At 69.3% G+C, this 16,910-nt stretch carries 13 protein-coding genes; 4 read left to right on the forward strand and 9 right to left on the reverse strand.

The window, feature by feature from the left end; translation table 11 throughout:
* The first annotated feature begins 341 nt into the window (after window positions 1-341).
* Window positions 342-1,772 carry a S8 family peptidase gene (locus tag AJAP_RS29120; protein WP_038517222.1) on the forward strand — a complete coding sequence of 477 codons (1,431 nt, stop codon included), beginning with the start codon at window positions 342-344 and terminating at the stop codon, window positions 1,770-1,772.
* Between the two features lie 4 nt (window positions 1,773-1,776).
* Here the strand turns inward: AJAP_RS29120 and AJAP_RS29125 are convergent, their stop codons facing one another.
* Genes AJAP_RS29125 through AJAP_RS29135 form a run of 3 tightly spaced genes read right to left on the reverse strand, consistent with a single transcriptional unit; the run spans window position 1,777 to window position 4,335 of the window.
* The gene (locus AJAP_RS29125) at window positions 1,777-2,604 is read right to left on the reverse strand and encodes an ABC transporter permease (RefSeq protein ID WP_037342719.1); all 828 of its coding nucleotides are present in this window, start codon (window positions 2,602-2,604) and stop codon (window positions 1,777-1,779) included.
* Window position 2,605: 1 nt separating this feature from the next.
* A complete protein-coding gene (locus AJAP_RS29130) occupies window positions 2,606-3,421 on the reverse strand; it encodes an ABC transporter permease (RefSeq protein WP_016332383.1) in 816 nt (271 codons plus the stop codon).
* The gene (locus AJAP_RS29135) at window positions 3,421-4,335 is read right to left on the reverse strand and encodes an ABC transporter ATP-binding protein (protein WP_051972852.1); all 915 of its coding nucleotides are present in this window, start codon (window positions 4,333-4,335) and stop codon (window positions 3,421-3,423) included. Before AJAP_RS29135 ends, AJAP_RS29130 begins: the two co-directional genes overlap by 1 nt.
* A 118-nt stretch (window positions 4,336-4,453) precedes the next feature.
* On the opposite strand from AJAP_RS29135, the gene AJAP_RS29140 reads away from it, so the two are divergent.
* Window positions 4,454-5,464, forward strand: coding sequence for a M14 family zinc carboxypeptidase (locus AJAP_RS29140; protein ID WP_038517224.1), 1,011 nt, complete (start codon window positions 4,454-4,456; stop codon window positions 5,462-5,464).
* Window positions 5,465-5,523: 59 nt separating this feature from the next.
* Here the strand turns inward: AJAP_RS29140 and AJAP_RS29145 are convergent, their stop codons facing one another.
* The 4 genes from AJAP_RS29145 to AJAP_RS29160 all read right to left on the reverse strand — a co-directional run bounded on the left by AJAP_RS29145 (window position 5,524) and on the right by AJAP_RS29160 (window position 10,617).
* Window positions 5,524-8,868, reverse strand: a complete 3,345-nt coding sequence (locus tag AJAP_RS29145) for a phosphodiester glycosidase family protein (RefSeq protein ID WP_038517227.1) — start codon at window positions 8,866-8,868, stop codon at window positions 5,524-5,526.
* Between the two features lie 127 nt (window positions 8,869-8,995).
* The gene (locus AJAP_RS29150; protein WP_038517228.1) at window positions 8,996-9,739 is read right to left on the reverse strand and encodes a maleylpyruvate isomerase family mycothiol-dependent enzyme; all 744 of its coding nucleotides are present in this window, start codon (window positions 9,737-9,739) and stop codon (window positions 8,996-8,998) included.
* Between the two features lie 55 nt (window positions 9,740-9,794).
* Complete coding sequence (gene ndk, locus AJAP_RS29155; RefSeq protein WP_005158515.1) at window positions 9,795-10,205, reverse strand: nucleoside-diphosphate kinase; 411 nt, start codon at window positions 10,203-10,205, stop codon at window positions 9,795-9,797.
* A gap of 64 nt (window positions 10,206-10,269) precedes the next feature.
* A complete protein-coding gene (locus AJAP_RS29160; protein ID WP_038517231.1) occupies window positions 10,270-10,617 on the reverse strand; it encodes a winged helix-turn-helix transcriptional regulator in 348 nt (115 codons plus the stop codon).
* Between the two features lie 112 nt (window positions 10,618-10,729).
* On the opposite strand from AJAP_RS29160, the gene AJAP_RS29165 reads away from it, so the two are divergent.
* On the forward strand, window positions 10,730-11,623 hold the full coding sequence (locus AJAP_RS29165) for an NAD(P)-dependent oxidoreductase (protein WP_038517232.1): 894 nt from the start codon (window positions 10,730-10,732) through the stop codon (window positions 11,621-11,623).
* Here AJAP_RS29165 and AJAP_RS29170 read toward each other — a convergent pair.
* Window positions 11,577-13,133, reverse strand: a complete 1,557-nt coding sequence (locus AJAP_RS29170; RefSeq protein WP_038517235.1) for an alkaline phosphatase D family protein — start codon at window positions 13,131-13,133, stop codon at window positions 11,577-11,579. The genes AJAP_RS29165 and AJAP_RS29170 overlap by 47 nt on opposite strands.
* A 234-nt stretch (window positions 13,134-13,367) precedes the next feature.
* Between AJAP_RS29170 and AJAP_RS29175 the strand changes: the two genes are divergently transcribed.
* Window positions 13,368-14,612: an HNH endonuclease signature motif containing protein gene (locus AJAP_RS29175; RefSeq protein ID WP_038517238.1), complete on the forward strand. Its 1,245-nt coding sequence runs from the start codon at window positions 13,368-13,370 to the stop codon at window positions 14,610-14,612.
* A gap of 54 nt (window positions 14,613-14,666) precedes the next feature.
* Here AJAP_RS29175 and AJAP_RS29180 read toward each other — a convergent pair whose 3' ends face one another.
* A complete protein-coding gene (locus AJAP_RS29180; RefSeq protein WP_051972631.1) occupies window positions 14,667-16,886 on the reverse strand; it encodes a P-loop NTPase fold protein in 2,220 nt (739 codons plus the stop codon).
* Window positions 16,887-16,910 lie beyond the last annotated feature (24 nt).

Here is a 16,910-nt window from a genome sequence, read left to right on the forward strand (position 1 = left end):
GCCACGTTCGCGACATCGGGCCGCCCGCCACGTCGTCGAGCCGCATACAGCGGCGACGCGTGTGGAGGATGTGCAGCACACCACCGGGCCACGAGACCGCGAGCGCCACCTCTCACGTGTGCCCGTCGGCCAGCGGCCACCGCGAGTATCCCACACCCCGGCCCCACTCCGGTGTACTCGGTGCCACAGGGCTGGCTCCCGGGCGCGCCGCGGCCACCGGCCGAGCGAACTTCGCGGGAGAGCTTGTCGACCCGGCCGAGGGTGGCTAGCGTGCCGCTCGGGGGTACTGACGCGTAGGCAGCGGTGCCCCCGTCGTCCGATGTTCTCCGGTGGGAGGTCCGGTGTCCCTGCTGGGGCGGTCCCTGCGAGCGGCCGTGTGCGCCTTGGTGGTGCTCTGCGGTTCGGTCGCCGCTGTCGCGACGGCCGAGGCCGAGTCCTCGTGTCATCCCCAGGGACGGGCCCTGCGTTACGTCGTCGCCTTCGACAAGGGCACCTCCGAAGCCGAGGCCAGGGCGGCCGTCGCCGAGGGCTGTGGCAGCACGACCGTCTACTACCCGCAGATCGCCGTGGCCGTGGCGACCTCGGCCGACCGGGATTTCGCCGAGCTGGTCCGGCCCGCCGCCGCGTTCAGCGCGCAGGCCGAACGGCTGGCCGTGCAGCGGGCCAACGGCACGTCACCGGCCAGATCCGCGCCCGCCCGCGCCGAGCTCGAACCGACGGATCCGGCGAAGGTGCCTTCCGCCGACCGCACCGGCGAGCAGTGGGACATGCGCGCGATCGGCGCCGACCGGGCCCACGCGATCGAACCGGGCAGCCCGGACGTCGTCGTCGGCGTCCTCGACTCCGGCGTCGACCCCACCCACCCCGACCTGGCGAACGCCCTCGACCCCGGCAAGTCCACGGGCTGCCTGACCGGCGCGCCCGACCGGAACTGGGCCGCGACGACGTCGGTGCACGGCACCCACGTCGCGGGGGTCATCGCCGCCGCCGACGACGGCAAAGGGGTCACCGGGGTGGCGCCCGGCGTGCGGATCGCCTCGGTGAAGGTGATCGACGACCGTGGCTACGCCGACCCCGAAGCCGCCGTCTGCGGGCTGATGTGGGCCGTTTCACAGGGCATGGCGGTGACGAACAGCAGCTACTTCGTCGATCCGTGGTCGCTCTCGTGCGCCCACGACGACAAACGGGGCGTCGTGAACGAGGTCATGGCCCGCGCCGTCGAGTACGCGACCTCGGCAGGCACCCTCAACATCGCGGCGGCGACCAACGAAGCCGCCGAGCTGGTGCCGTCCCCGCGTTCGGGTGCCCGGCGCCAGGCCGAAGGCTGTCAGGCGCTGCCCGCCGGTCTGCGTGACGTCGTCGCGGTGTCGTCCGTGAGCGAAGAGCGGGTCAAGGCCGGGTACAGCTCGTACGGACTCGGCGTGATCGACGTGACCGCTCCGGGCGGCGAGGCCGGGCAGTGCGTGCTTTCGACCGTTCCCGGCGGGTACGCGCCGCTGTGCGGGACGTCGATGGCGGCGCCGCACGTCGCCGGTGTCGCGGCGTTGCTCGCTTCGAAGCATCCCGGCTACAGCGCCCGCCAGCTGCGGCGGACGCTGGACGCCCAGGCCACGCCCATCGCGTGTCCCGCCGACTACGACCTGACCGGCGACGGCTCGCAGGACGCCTACTGCACCGGGTACGCGGGGTTCAACGGCTTCTACGGGCACGGCCTGGTCGACGCGCTGGCCGCGGTGGCGCCCCGGAGGACGGGCTCGAACCCGGCCCGCTGACGGGTCAGCGCAGCAGGAGCTTGCCGAACCGCTTCGAGGACGCGTAGATCCCGACCGCCGCCAGCGCCACCAGGTACGCCACGTTCCCGACCATGCCCCACGACAGGACGCCTGCCGAGAGCCCGCGCATCAGCTCGATGCCGTGGTACAGCGGGAAGATCTGCACGATCCACTGGATGCCCGCCGGGTACACCGAAAGCGGGTAGAACGTCGTGGAGAACAGGAACAGCGGCATCAGCACGAGGTTGATGTAGTCGAACTGCGACACCGACCGCAGGAAGGTCACCAGCACGATGCCGATGGCCGAGAACGCCATCGCGATCAGCAGCGCCGCCGGGATCATCAGCAGGGCCCACCACGACCCGGGCAGCCCCATCACGGTCATCACGCCGAGGAAAGTCGCCGAGTAGATCCCGCCGCGCAGCACCGACCAGCCGACTTCGCCGAGCGCGATGTCCAGCGGCCCGATCGGGGTGGCAAGCATGGCGTCGTACAGCTTGGCGTACTTCAGCTTGAAGAACAGGTTGTACGTCGAGTCGAGGATCGCGCCGTTCATCGCCGACGCCGCGAGCAGGCCGGGCGCGACGAACGCGACGTAACTCATCGCCTGGCCGCCGGGCCCGACGACCTCGCCGACGAGCTTGCCGAAGCCGAGCTGGAAGGCCATCAGGTAGAACAGCGGCTCGAAGACGCCGGACACGAACAGCATCCAGGCGTGCGAGTACGTCAGGAAGGTCCGCTCCAGTACCGCCGTCGACCGGCCGCTGTACAGCGCGGACGGCAGGATCCGCAGCAGCACCCCGCGACGCGGGGCTTCGGTGAGCACCGCCATTTCAGACCACCAGCCGTCGGTAGAAGTACTTGTGCGCCAGCGCCCAGCCCACGCCGGCCAGGACGACCAGGAAGGCGAGGTGGCCCAGCGTGGCGAGCGGGCCGACGGTGCCGAGGCTGACCGCCCTGGCGGCCTCGTTGCCGTGCCACAGCGGGGAGATCCACGCGATCCACATCAGCGGGGCCGGCAGTTCGGAGATGGGGAAGAACGTGCCGGAGAACAACGTCATCGGGATCAGGATGAACCGGAACACCAGGCCGAACCGCGTGCCCTCGTCGTAGGTGGTCGCGGCCAGCGCCATCACCGGGGTGCCGCACGCGATACCGGTGAGCGTGCCGATCAGGATGACGGCGAGCACGCCGAAACTCGTCCACGAACCGAAGAGCGCAGCGATGACGGCGTAGATCGTGCCCGCCAGGGTCAGCCGCAGGCTCACCCACATGATCTGGCTGCCGAGCACCTGCCCCGGCGTGATCGGGGTGGCGGTGACGGCGATGTAGTCCTGCTGCCATTTGAAACCCGACAGCACCGGATAGCTCGACTCCCCCACCGCCAGCTGCGCGGCACCCGCCACGAGCAGCGCCGGGGCGACGTACTCCAGGTACGAGAAGCCGCCCGTCGCGGCGCCCGCCTGCACCTGCGAGCCGAAACCGAGCCCCATCGCGGCCAGGAACAGCACCGGCTGCAGGCCCGTCGAGTACAAAGTGGACACCCAGTACCGGCGGTACCACATCCAATGGCCCTCGACCCGCAGCCAGGCTCCCGCCCAGCGCGAGACCACGCGGCCCGTCGACGCCTTCGTCTGCGCTGTGGTCATCAGTCCACCAGCGTCCGGCCGGTGAGGCGGAGGAAGACGTCCTCCAGCGAACTGCGGCGGACCAGGCTCGACAGCGGACGCAGCCCGCGGGCGTGCGCCTGTTCGAGGGTGGCCTCACCGGTCATCGTGTAGAGCAGGACGCGGTCCGGCAGCACCTCGACGCGTTCGGCGAGGCCTTCGATCCGCTTCGCGGCCGCCTCCTGCTCGCCGTTCGGGAAGCGCAGCTCCACGACCTCGCGGGTGGAATACCGGCTGATCAGGTCCGCGGGCGAGCCCTCGGCGGCGATCCGGCCGTTGTCCATCACGACCAGCCTGTCGCAGAGCTGTTCCGCTTCGTCCATGTAGTGCGTGGTGATGATCAGCGTGGTCCCGCCGGCCTTGAGCCGGAACAGCCTGTCCCACAACAGGTGCCGGGCCTGCGGGTCGAGACCCGTGGTCGGCTCGTCGAGCAGGAGCAGCTCCGGGTCGTTGACCAGGGACCGCGCGATGGTCAGCCGCCGCTTCATCCCGCCGGAGAGCGAATCGACCTCCGCGTTCGCCCGGTCGGTGAGCTGGGCGAACTCCATCAGCTCCTCGGCCTTGCTCCGCACGTGCGCGCGGGAAAGCCCGAAGTAGCGGCCATAGATCTGCAGGTTCTGCCGGACGGTGAGCTCGGTGTCGAGGTTGTCCTGCTGCGGCACCACGCCGAGCCGGGCGCGGATCTTCGGCCCCTCGACGTCCGGATCCATCCCGAGGACCCGCAGGTCACCGTCGGTGCGCGGGGAGACACTCGCGATCATCCGCATGGTGGAGGACTTGCCCGCGCCGTTGGGCCCGAGGAAGCCGAAGGCCTCCCCCGGGCGGACCTCGACGTCGATCCCGCGTACGGCCTCGAAATCGCCGAAACGCTTGACCAACGCCTTCGCCTGCACCATCGCCGGTTCGTGCTCCGAGTCACCCACGGTAGGCACCCTAGGACCTGCCACCGACAAAATTCGACCGGTTTATCCGGGCCCTTGTCGGCCGTTGCCCGCTCGTCGATACTCACCGACCATGAGTCTCAAGCCCAGAATCGCCCTGTTGTCCGTTTTTGTCAGCGCCGGGCTCCTGGTGGCGCCCGCCGCGCAGGCGGCCGAGACCCGTGCGGCCACTGTGGACCCGCGGCCGTCCACCGCGAAGCTGGCCTTCGAACTGCACAAGCTGGCGGCGCTCAGCCACGGCAAGATCCGCGTGGACAAGATCGGCCGCAGCAACGAGGGCCGTCCGGTGTGGGCGGCCAGGGTCGGCCACGGCAAGACCCGGATCCAGTACGTCACCCAGCAGCACGGCGACGAGCCGCTCGGCACGCCCGCCGCGCTCGAGTTCCTGCGCGAGGTCGGCGTCGGGAACAGCGCGTGGGCGCGGAAACTGCTCGCGAAGGTGACCGTCGACATCGTCGTGCGCGCCAACCCCGACGGGCACGAGCGCGACTGGCGCTACAACTACGACCCGGACGCCACTCCCGAATACGGCGAGAAGGGCAAGGGCTACGACATCAACCGCTACCACGACCCGGCCGTCGCGCCGAAGGACAACCCGGCCACCGAGGCGGGCTTGATCCAGCGGCGGAACGCGGCGTTCAAGCCGGACATCATGGTCGACTACCACATGCAGGGCCGCTACCAAGACGCGAGCGGCAAGGAGATCACGGCTTCCACGCTGTGGCCGACGAATCCGGGCGTGAAACCGTCCGATGTGGACTTCGCGAAGCAGATCGCGGTGGTGGTGCAGCGGTCGATCGACGGTAACGGCGGCTACGTCTCGCAGTACCCCGGCGGCTCGTATCAGGGCATCGCGCGTAATGGTTACGGGCTGCTCGGCAACGGCAGCGTGCTGATCGAGCTGAGCCTCATCCCGGAGCGGGAACAGCAGCAGATCCAGGACGCGCGGGCCTCGATGCTCGCGATCGCGCGGGCCGCGGCCGACGGTTCGGTGCGGACGGTGGACCCGGCCGACGCCGACGCGATCCCGCCGCGGGGTCCGGCGCTGCCGGGTACGGTCGAAGAGGCGCACGAAGCCGCCTGACGCGTGCTATGAAAGGTCCTTTCCTTGCAAATTTTGCAAGGAAAGGACCTTTCATAGCGCTAGCGGACGGTGACCGAGAGGCTCTTCGTGACCCCGTTGACGGTCACCGAGAGATTCGCCGTCCCCGGCCGCAACGCGGTCAGCACCCCGCTCGCCGGATCGAACGACGCGACGTCCCACGGCATCGCGGGCAGGAATCCGCCGGCGACATGCGTGCCCCAGCCGCCCTTCCAGTCCGCGCTCACCGGGTACGAGACCGGAACCTGACGCGTTCCCTGCGTCACCACGGCCCGGACGTCCGCCTTCTCCCCGCGCGCCAGCGACGAGGGCCCGGACAGCGTCAGCGCGTCGACGTTCGGCCGCGTCTCGAACCGCACCGGCTGCGCCTTGTCCCCCGGCTCGAAGCGGACCATCGTCCAGCCGACGAACCCGCCGTCACCCGGCGCCGCCGCGGGCGACTTCCCGGAGTTGCCGTTCACCAGATACGGCACGCCGTCGACCCTCGACAGGCTGAAAACGCCCGCGTGCGAGGCGATCGCGGCCGCCTGCTTGCCCGACTCGCGTTCGAACGCGGTCAGCCAGCCGGTCAGCATGGCGGCTTCCTTGCGGTCGGCCAGCTGCGAATTCCCGGCGGGGCTGGGATCCTTCACCGGATGGTGCATCGCGACGACCACGCCGCGGATCCGCCGGTCCGCCTTCGCCCCGTCCAGTGCCTCGCGCAGCATCCGGATCTGGTCGAATCCGCCCGCGCGCAGCGAACCGCGCGAGGAATCCATCAGCACCAGCCGGATCCCGGCGACATCGGCGACGCGATGGGTCTCCCCGAACGCCGCCTGGAACTCCGCGAGCCCATGCCCGCCGTCGGCCTCGTGGTTGCCCGGAACGTAGTACCAGGGCGCCTTGCCGACGAGCTCTTCATCGATGATCGAGCGGGCCAGCACGAAATCGGCGGCCGTGCCCCGGTCGACGAAATCGCCGTTGATCAGCACGAGATCGGGTTTCGCCGCCACCGCCTCGCGCAGCGCGCGGCGCGCCTGGGCCACCAGCGGGCCGTTCGGCTGGTCGGCGGTGAACTGCGCGTCACTGACCACGGCGATCCGCAGACCGCCGGTCGCGACGCCGTCGGTGATCAGCGCCGGGTCACGCGGTGCCGGGTCGGCGGGGACGGCGGCCGCGGGTGCGACCTCGAACGTGAGGTTGTCGAAGACCAGCCGTCCTTCGTACTGCTGATCCGGAACGTTCTCGACGGCGTAGAACTTCGTCAGCCGCTGCCCGTCGGGGAGCCCGGCCGGGATCGCCGCGCGGACGTAACGCCAGCCCGTCCAGTCGACGCTCAGCGACAGGTCCACGACGGACGGGACGTTGGCGGCGTCACGGAGTTCCGCGCGCAGCCAAGCGCCCTTCGCGTCGCCGTTGACCCACAGGCCGACACGCTGGGTGCCGGGCGGCAGCGGAAGCGGCGACGCCGAATTGACGTAGGCCGCTCGCGTGGCGTTGGTCCCGTTCAGCCGGTAGTCCAGCGCGAGACCGCGACCACCGTCACGACCCGGCGCCTCGGAAAGCGCGGCGCCGACGACGGCCGGGAAGACGCTGGCGCTCCAGCCCGCGGGGCCGTCCAACGGTGCCGCGACCCGGGATTCCGTGCCGACCGAAGCCGCCAGATGCGTCACCTTCCCGCCGGCGGTGGCGGTGATCGCCGAAGCGCCGGACGCCTTCAGCGCGGTGACCGCGAACCCGTCACCGGACGGTTCGATCTTCACCACGGCGGGGTCGTAATCGAGTTTGACGTCGTCGGGCTCGATCCACGTGCCATAACCGTCGGCGTCGTAGCCGAAGACCTTGAACGTGCTCTTCGCGCCTTCGCCGGACAGCGCGACCTGCTCGGTGCTCGTGCCCAGCCGGACGGGTGAGCCGAGGACGTTCAGTGTGGTCTTGCCCAGGACGCCGCCGCGTTTCGCCAGGACGTCGACGTTCGCGGGCGCGTCGGGCCGGAGCCGGTCGGCGTGCGCGGTGAACACGCCACCGGTCACGGTGCCGCGGAAGGGATCGGTACTGAGCCACTGGACGTGGGCGTCGACGGCGGCACCGGTCTCGTCGTGGCCCCCCGCGACGAGCTTCCGTGTCAGCCCGGAAAGCACACGCGACGCGTCCGTGGTGTCCTGCGCGGGAGCGGGCGCGAATCCGGTCAGCCGCCCGCTTCCCGGCACGGTGGCGACGCCGATCCCGTTGGGCACCAAGCGTTCCCCGCCGTCCGACGGCGCATTGCGCACCAGCGGCGACTTCTCGCCCTCCTCGCGGGCGAGCATCGTCGAAGAACCGCCGCCGTCGAGGTTGAGGGCGTCGTCCGCGCCGAGCGATTTCATGTGCCGGGCGAGTTCGAGTTCGGTCATGCCGCGACTGTCCGCCTGACGGCCGTCGACCGTGGCCAGCCACATCTTCATGCCGTCGGCGGAGAACCCGACCGCGGTCCGGGGGTGCATGGCGACGTTGTCGACCGGCTGGACCGCGCCGTCACGCAGCAGGACCTTGTTCCCGCCGACCGAGACCGACAGCTTGCCCGCGTCACTCTTCGGCGCGTACGCGACGCCCACCTTGTCGCCGGGCTTCAAGCCGGACAACGCGTCGACGCCGCCGTCACGGGCGAGCAGGATCGTCGCCCCCGCGGCGATCGGACCGTCGGCGGGCTGCGGCCGCACCTGGGTGACCACGCCGTCGGAGACCTCGACCTCGACGACGCTCCGGGCGCCCGCGACCGAGGTCCGCCGCGAGGACGCGCCCCACAACGGCGTGTAGACGCCGATCGCGTCGCCGCTCAGCACCGGGCTGTTGAAGTTCGAGGCGGGCACGACCTTGCCGTCGGGCAGGGTCACGGACGCTTCGAGGAACACCTCCGCGAGCCGCGCCTTGCCTTCTTCGGTGATCGACGCGGTCAGGTTGTGGCCGCGCGCGGGCGCCGTCTGGAGTTTCCCGGCGTCGACGCCGACGCCGATCGGCGCCCCGCTGGCGTTGATGTCGAAGAAGTCCCCGTTGACCCCGGCGACCGCGCCGGCCCTGGCGACCTGCTGCGAGAGCGGCGTCCGCGCGGAAACCGTGCCGGGGCTGAGGTACGTCGGCTTGAGCGTCTTGCTGGTGAGATCGACGGCGAGGGTGTCGCCGCGGATCCAGCCCGCCGGGTCGTACCGGTCGAACTCGGTGAGACTCAGGCCCGGCGCCACGCGCGAAGTCGCGCTGGTGGTGACGAGACCGTCGTCGGGCGCGGCCACGGCGTACGCGGACGGGCCCTCCTTCGCCGAAGAGGCCGCCGGAGCGGCTTCGACGGGCACCGGACCGAGTGGAGCGGCCAAGGGATCGGCGTACGCCGGTGTGGCGACGAACGATCCGGGCAGCAGGGCAGCGAGCAGCAACAGGCGTGAATTTCTCACGAATTACCCCACGATCGAGTGATAGGCAGCATCGCTCAGCACAGCGGACGCGGACCGCCAGGAGAAGACCCCGAGGTGAACGTGAACCGAACGGCGTAGGGCGCGAAGGTCAGGGCGTGAAAGGCCCGGCGAGGAAGGTCTTCGCCGCCGCGGCGTCACCGGTGATTTCGATACCCGCCCCGTCGAGCTCGATCCGTTGCCACAGCAGCAGATCCAGCGCTTCCGCGGTGCCTTCGACGACGGCACCGGCCGCTTCGGCGGGATCCGCCTGCCGCGAGCCGGGGACGTCGGTTTCACCCGGCGGTGTGATCAACCAGGCGTGTCCGGTGTCGGATGTCTTCAGCAGCAACGGAACGGTGACCACGGGCGGGGTGTGCCAGCGCTTCACCTTCGGCAGCATGCCGAGGAGGACCTCGTCCGCGCCGTCGGCGGCGATGGACGGGTCGAGGGTGTATTCGGTCCCTGCCGCGCGGTGGGCGTCGAGCAGGTGCACCGCGGTCTCGTGGACCTGGCGGCGGAACCAGAAGGCTTTGGTCTTGGCGGCGGCGGTGAAGTTCCAGGCGCCGTCTCCGGGAGATGCCTCGCGCAGTGCCTCGATGAGCTCTTCGGCGCTTTCGCGGTACCAGGCGGCGAGATCCGCGCCCGGATCGGCTTCGAAGATCTGCGGGGCGGGGTCGCCGGTGCGCACGATCCCGGCCGCCCAGCGGTGGACGTTGCCGAGGTGGACGACCAGGTCACGCAGGCGCCAGTCGCCGCAGCACGGCACGGGCGCGGCATGGTCCCCGGTGCGCGCCACCCGCGCGAAACCGGCGGTGAGTTCCCGCAGTCGCGCCAGGTACTCGTCCGGTGTCATCGACAACCCCCAGGTCCGTGGGTGACGCGGTCTTCCCGCGCCACCCACGAGTGTGTCAGACCTCGGGGAACCAGAGCTTGAGCTCGCGCTCGGCCGACTCCGGGGAGTCCGAACCGTGCACCAGGTTGTACTGGGTCTCCAGCGCGAAGTCACCGCGCAGGGTGCCGGGGGTGGCCTTCTCGACCGGGTCGGTGCCGCCGGCGAGCTGGCGGAAGGCGGCGATGGCGCGCGGGCCCTCGACGGCGATCGCGACCAGCGGGCCCGAGGTGATGAACTCGAGGAGGTCGCCGAAGAACGGGCGCTCCTTGTGCTCGGCGTAGTGCTCCTCGGCGACCGAGCGCTCGACGGTGCGCAGTTCGAGGGCGGCGAGCTTCAGGCCCTTGCGCTCGATGCGAGCGATGACCTCGCCGACGAGGCCGCGCGCGACGCCATCGGGCTTGACGAGGACCAGCGTGCGTTCAGTCACGGCGGTATTTCTCCTTGGGTGGGATTCGTGCTATTCGCCCGGAGCCTACTGGGTGCTTCTCCGCTCACTTCACGTCGGACCAGGGAATGGCCTCGATGCGCTCGAGGTGCTCCTCGCCCCACTCCCCGAGCGCGGCCATCGCGGTGTTGAGGGAATCCCCGAACTCCGTCAGCGAATACTCCACCTTCGGCGGAACCTGGTGGTACACCTCGCGATGCAGCAGTCCGGTGGTCTCCATCTCGCGCAGCTGCAGGATCAGCACCCGTTCGCTGATGCCGGGCACCGCGCGCCGCAGCTCCCCGAAGCGCACCGGGCCGTCTTGGAGCGCGAACAGGATGAGCCCTTTCCATTTGCCGCCCATGACGGCGATCGCGGCGTCGAGGCCGCAGGTGAACGTGCGGTTCTTGGTCATCGTGTCACTTACCTTTTTGTCGGTACCCGGCAAAATAGTAGGTACTTGATCGAATGTACGCGACCGCCCAGCATGGAGTCATCCCGAAGATTTCCTTTGACTGGAGCGAAAAATGCGGAAGACACCGGTGACCGTCGTGGGCCTCGGCTCGATGGGCTCGGCCCTCGCGGGCGCCTTCCTCGCGGCCGGGCATCCGACCACCTTGTGGAACAGAACGGCCTCGAAGGCCGATCCTCTCGTCGCACGCGGAGCGCGTCTGGCCGCGACGGCCGACGACGCGGTGCGGGCGAGCCCGTTGACCATCGCCTGCCTGACGACATACGAAGACACACGCGCGGCTTTGGAAGCGGCCTCACTGACCGGACGTGCTTTGGTCACGTTGAACAGCGGCTCGCCGGTGGAAGCACGCCGGATGGCCGAATGGGCGACGGGGCGCGGCGCGCGCTACCTCGACGGGGCGATCAAGAACGTGCCGTCGGCCGTGGGAGCGCCGGACACGCTGTTGTACTACGGCGGCGACAAGACCGTCTTCGACGAGCACCGGGAAACGTTGCGGGTGCTGGGCGGCGACACCGTCCATCTCGGTGAGGAAACCGATCTGGCGGCGCTGTACGAAACGGCCGTCGGCGGCACCCTGTTGCCCGCGCTGGTCGGGTTCTTCCAGGGTGCCGCCGCGTTGCGGTCGCGCGGGCTCGAAGCCGAGACGCTCCTGCCGTACGCCACCAAATGGTTCGAGATGATCATCTCGGTGCTTCCGATGTACGCCAAGGAAATCGACAGCGGCGACTACTCGGATCCGGCGGCCTCGGTGAACATCTTCCACGCCGGCGCCGCCGCCGACCTCGGACTGGCCGAGGAAGGCGTCGACGTCGGCTGGCAGCGGCCGATGCACGACCTCGTGCGGCAGGCCGCCGAGGCCGGGCACGGCGATCTCAGCATCGCGGTGCTGACGGAACTGCTCAGCGTTGGGGTTGCAGGGTCTTCGACCACAGGGACGCGCCCGTAGCATCCCTCAGGTCGACCGTGAGCGCGCCGCTCCGCCCGTCGATGTTCACCTCGCCGAAGTGCTGGAAACCATCGACGGGCGAGGTGTTCGCGGCGGGCGGGGCGTGCACGAACACCGCTTCCGGCCCGAAGGTCGGGTCGAGCTTGTTCGGACCGAACGCGCCGGCGTTGAGCGGGCCGGAGACGAACTCCCAGAACGGGTCGAACTCGGTGAAGGAAGCGCGATCCGGCGAGTAGTGGTGCGCCGCGGTGTAGTGCACGTCGGCGGTCAGCCAGACGACGTTGCGCACCCGGCGCCGCGAGATCTCCCGCAGCACCCGGGCGAGCTCGGTCTCGCGGCCGCCGGGCGCGCCGGGCAGGCCGTTGGCGACACCCTCGATGGCCTTGCCGTCCGGAACGGTGAGGCCGATCGGCAGGTCGGCCTGGATGATCTTCCAGGTCGCGGTGCTGCGGTCGAGCGCGTCGACGAGCCAGCGGGCCTGGCGGTCGCCGAGGATGCGGCCCGGTTTGGTCTGGTCCGAGGTGTTGGCGTCCTTGTAGGTCCGCATGTCCAGCACGAAGACCTCGGCGCGGGAACCGTGCCGGAAGTTGCGGTGGACACGGCCGTCGACGGCCTGGCGGCGGTCGATCGGGTGCCATTCGTGGAACGCCTGGAACGCTCGCGCGGCGAGCACGTCGACGCGCTTCTCGGTGTATTCGGGGCGGTCGTTGAGGATCTCCCCCGGGTACCAATTGTTCACGACTTCATGGTCGTCCCACTGGACGTAGGCGGGCACGTTCGCCGTGAAGCGCTTGAGGTTCTCGTCGAGCATGTTGTAGGCGAACTGGCCGCGGTACTCGTCGAGCGTCTCGGCGACCTTCGCCTTCTCCGGGGTGACGATGTTGCGCCACACCCGCCCGCCGGGCAGCGCGACGGTCTCGGTGAGCGGCGCGTCGGCGTAGACCGTGTCTCCACAGTGGAGGAACAGGTCCGGACGGCGCTCGGCCATCGCGCGGTAGATCGTCATGCCGCCGAGTTCGGGGTTGATGCCCCAGTTCTGCCCGGCGACGTCACCGGACCACAGCAGCCGGACGTCGGAGCGGCCGACGGGGGCGGTGGTGAAGCGGCCGGTGAGGGCCTCGCTGCGAGTGCGGCCGTCGAGGTCTTCCGCGGTCACGCGGTAGTGGACTTCGGTCCCGGGCATGAGCCCCGCGACGCGAACCTTGCCCGTACCACCGGTCTCCGGGCTCATCACCGGACCGCGCACGCGGCGCGCGTGCCGGAACGACGGGTCCCGGGAGACCTCCACGATCAGCCGCGACGGCCGGTCGGCGCGCGACCAGACGATGCCGGAACCGGTGGTGACGTCGCCGGACTGGACACCGTGGGTGAGCACCGGGCGGTCGCGATGGAGCAGCGGAACCGGGTTCGCGGTCGCGGTTCCCGGGAGGAGCAGGCCGCCCGCGACCGCTCCGGCGCCGGTGAGACCGGCTTTGAGCAGCGTGCGGCGGTTGTGGTGGGTTGCGGTCATGGCGCGGTTCTATCCCGCGGCCACGGCCGGTGGGCCAACGGCGGTTTGCGCGGTGATGAACGAACGGACGGTAGCCGTTCCGGCGGTTTCCGCGACTCTATTCGACTTGGCGTGCTTCGCGCGTTAAAGAATGCTTCGCGCGACAAAGAGCCCACCGAGGAATATGAACAAATTTTCGCGTGTTTGCTAACTTTTGATTCGAATCTTTGTTCGATTCCCTGGTATTCTTGTGGGGTGTCCGGACAACGTATCCTCGAGCCGCCGCGGGAGTTGTGGCGTGCTGGTGCGCGGGAGCTGGCGCATGGTGTGGTGGAGCGGTTGTCGGTGGCACGGCAGGCGTTGGCGGAGGTCGGGCAGTTCCTGGTCGAGATCGAGTCCCGGGGTCCGATGGAACTGTTCGGCCATGGTTCGACCGCGGGTTGGTTCGCTGAGACGGCGCGGGTCAGTCCGAACGAGGCCCGCGACACCGTCACTCGCGCGTTGGCGGTGAACGAGAGCCGCAATCTGGATGGCACGCCCGCTCCGGCGTTCGCGCCGATCGCCGGAGCCGCCGCCGCGGAAGGTGACCTGGGGCATCAGCAGCTGGATCCGATCCTCGCGGTGCTGAAGAAGATCCCGGCCGACGCCTCGGCCGACGACCGGACCGGCGCCGAACAGATCCTGGTCACCTTGGCCCGCCACGCCGGACCACAGGAGATCGCCAACGTCGGCGCCGACCTCTTGGCCCATCTCGACCCCGATGGGAACGAGCCCAAGGACGAGGACCTGAAACCCCCGTCACGCGAGGTGCACCTGCACAAGCGTGACGACGGGTGGTGGCGGCTCAACGGCCTCCTCGACCCCGAGTTCGGGGCCCGCGCCAACGCCCTGTTCGAAACCTGGGGACAGCGAAGACCCGTCGACGAAGACGGCAACCGCGACCCCCGCACCCCAGGCGAGCGCCATGGGGACGCGTTGTTCGACGCGATCCACTACGCGATGACCAACGACAAAGCCCCCACCCTCTCCGGAGACCGCACCACCATCGTGGTCACGATCCCCCTGGACACCCTGACCTCGGGGCTGGGGGCGGCCTGCGTGGACGGGGTCGCGCAGATCACCGCCCGGCACGCCCGGATGCTGGCCTGCGACGCCAAAATCATCCCCGCCATCCTCGGCAGCGAAAGCGAACCCCTCGACATCGGACGTGCCGCCCGCAGTGTCACCCCTGCTCAACGACGGGCCTTGAACCTGCGCGACCACGGGTGCGCATTTCCTGGCTGCCGGCGAAAGCCGAAGCACTGCGAAGCCCACCACATTTTGCCGTGGGGGCAGCTCGGCGACACCGACCTCAACAACCTCTGCCTGCTGTGCCGCTACCACCACATGGTCATCCACGGCCAATCCGGCTGGACAGTCCACATCACCAACGGACGACCCGAATTCATCCCACCGCAATACCTCGACCCGCTCCAAACACCCCGCCACAACCACCGCTGAACCCGAGGAAGCCCGCCGACCACCAGGCGACGGGCCCCTCGGCATGCGCGGAAATCAAGACTCGAAGACACCGCAACACTGTTCGATCCGGCCCTGATACAACGGCCCGCCCAACGTCGAGGCCACGACCTCACGCACAGAGGCCGAGGCGGCCACTTCGCGCAGACGCTCCGGGAAGTGATCACTCACCAAGGCCGGATCCAGGATCCCGGCGACCGAAGACGGCTCCGCCTCCAAGTGATCGAAAAGATCCGGCCAGCGGACACGGACGACACACCACAAGGCCAGCGTGTCGGTTCCGACCGTGTTGCCTTCCAAGGTCCTGATGGCCCGATGAGCGGTGTAGGTGTTGACAAACTGATTGAATCCGCGTGGCGTATCACTGATCAACGGCGCGAACTTCCGCAGCCAGTGTTCGGTTTGTTCGCGCACCACGGGCTGCGCGAGCGCACGGGTGGCGTCACCGACCAGTTCCGCCTTCGCTGCTGCCGACGCCTCGTCGAGAATGTCGAGGATCTCTCTTTCCCTGCCGGCTTCACCGCGCAGACGACCACGAAGCAAAGCCGCCTCGCTCGCGATTTCCGAGTCCCCGCCTTCGGAGATCCGCAGAAGCCGATCGATGTAGAGCCGCCGCAGCGCGGTCGTGAACGACGGCATGGGAACCGTTATCTGAAAGAGCTTCTCGAGAAACAGGTAGCCAAGTGACTTACCGGGACGGGCGACACAATGCTCGAACACCGGATACTTCGACTCATAGCTCTTGCGAAGCCAAGCTCCGTCCGCGGCGACGACGAACAAGGGCGCGCTCGCCGCGCCCGGCGCGTTACGGAAGACGGTCTGGACGGTGTCGAGCAGGCCGACGACCTCCTCATACCCACACCGGTCCAGATCATCGATGAGGAACAGCAACGGTTTCCGCGTACGGCCCAGCAGCCAGGAGAAGTGTGCGGACACCTCCGCCATCGGGTTCGTTCCCGACTCTTCGAAGAGTTTCGCGCCACGAGCCGAGTTCCAGAGCAGAAAGCGGCTCACGACGAGCGCGCCCGCCCAGAACGGGATCATCGCGGCCACCACGGTGCCGACGACCTTGGCCGCCTCGCTCCAGCCCCCGGCCGTGCCCTGTCGTGGCCACAGCCAGAATGCGAGACCACCGACGAGCAGTACCAGGACCAGGACCGCGAAGGCATAAGGGGCACCGGTCCGGCGCGCTCTGGCGAAGACTTCGGCCGACCGGAGCCATCGCCTCCCCCACCAACCTCGATCCGCGGCGATCGCGTCCCTGGCCGCGGTCAGCAACGTCCACCACGGACGCCCCAGGCGAGCCTGCCGCCACGCGTCGAACTCGACGAGCAGGAAAGTGCCGCCCAGCCTCCGCCTCAGGAAACCGAGCAGCGTCGTCTTTCCCGTTCCCCATGCCCCGTCGACGTGGACCAGGAAGGAAACGTCCGGTCGGCGCATCCGAGCGTCGGTCAGCCGGAAGGCGAGCACTCCAGCGAGTTCGTCGCGATGCAGGAAGTCCTCGCGCGCGGTCGCGTCGGCGGCCCACTCGACGTCGGAACCCGGAGTCGTGCCGTGCACCGCAGGACTGCCGGCCACTCGGAGGTGCTCGGCCGCAGGCGTCACGTGGTACATCGTCTGCTGCACCGGCGTCACCGCCTCTCGCCCCAGGAACGCCCCGAACTCCTCTGCCGTCACCACACCGTCGCGATCGGCGTCGGCCCGGCCGGTACGGAGGCCGTCGACGAGGGCGTCAGCGAGGACACCGGCGCTCCAGGAAGGCCCCTTTTCATGCTCTCGCAAGGCATTCGTGGCGGACACGGCCACGATCGCCCGCTCTCCCGGAAAGTCCTCTCCGACCCACATGACCGACTCGGCGAAGGCTCCGGAGAAAGGGAAGTCGAAGATCAGCACGAACTTCCGGCAGTCGCTGGTCTCTACGTAGTGGCGGAGCGCCCTCGATGACAACGCGCTGGTCGCGGCGTACCGCGCATCGGTGTCGGTCGAGGCGAAATACCACTCACCCTGCCCCTGGACCCCGCCGCCGATGAGATACAGCAGCAAGACGTCTTCCGGCCCCGCCGCGTCGAAGAAGCGGTCGATCACGCTGAAGACCGTGGTGTTCGACTGATCGGAAAGCGATGCCACCTCGAAGCCACCGATGGCTTCGTCCCCGAACACCGCGGCCACTGCCGCGGCCTCGGTCGTGACGTCCAACCCCTCGAACGAGGGATCGGTGAAGCGGGAACTCCCGACGATCAACGCTTTCCTGGCCATCCATGGCTCCCGTCCCGGTGAACA

Source organism: Amycolatopsis japonica (assembly GCF_000732925.1).
Lineage (GTDB): Bacteria > Actinomycetota > Actinomycetes > Mycobacteriales > Pseudonocardiaceae > Amycolatopsis > Amycolatopsis japonica.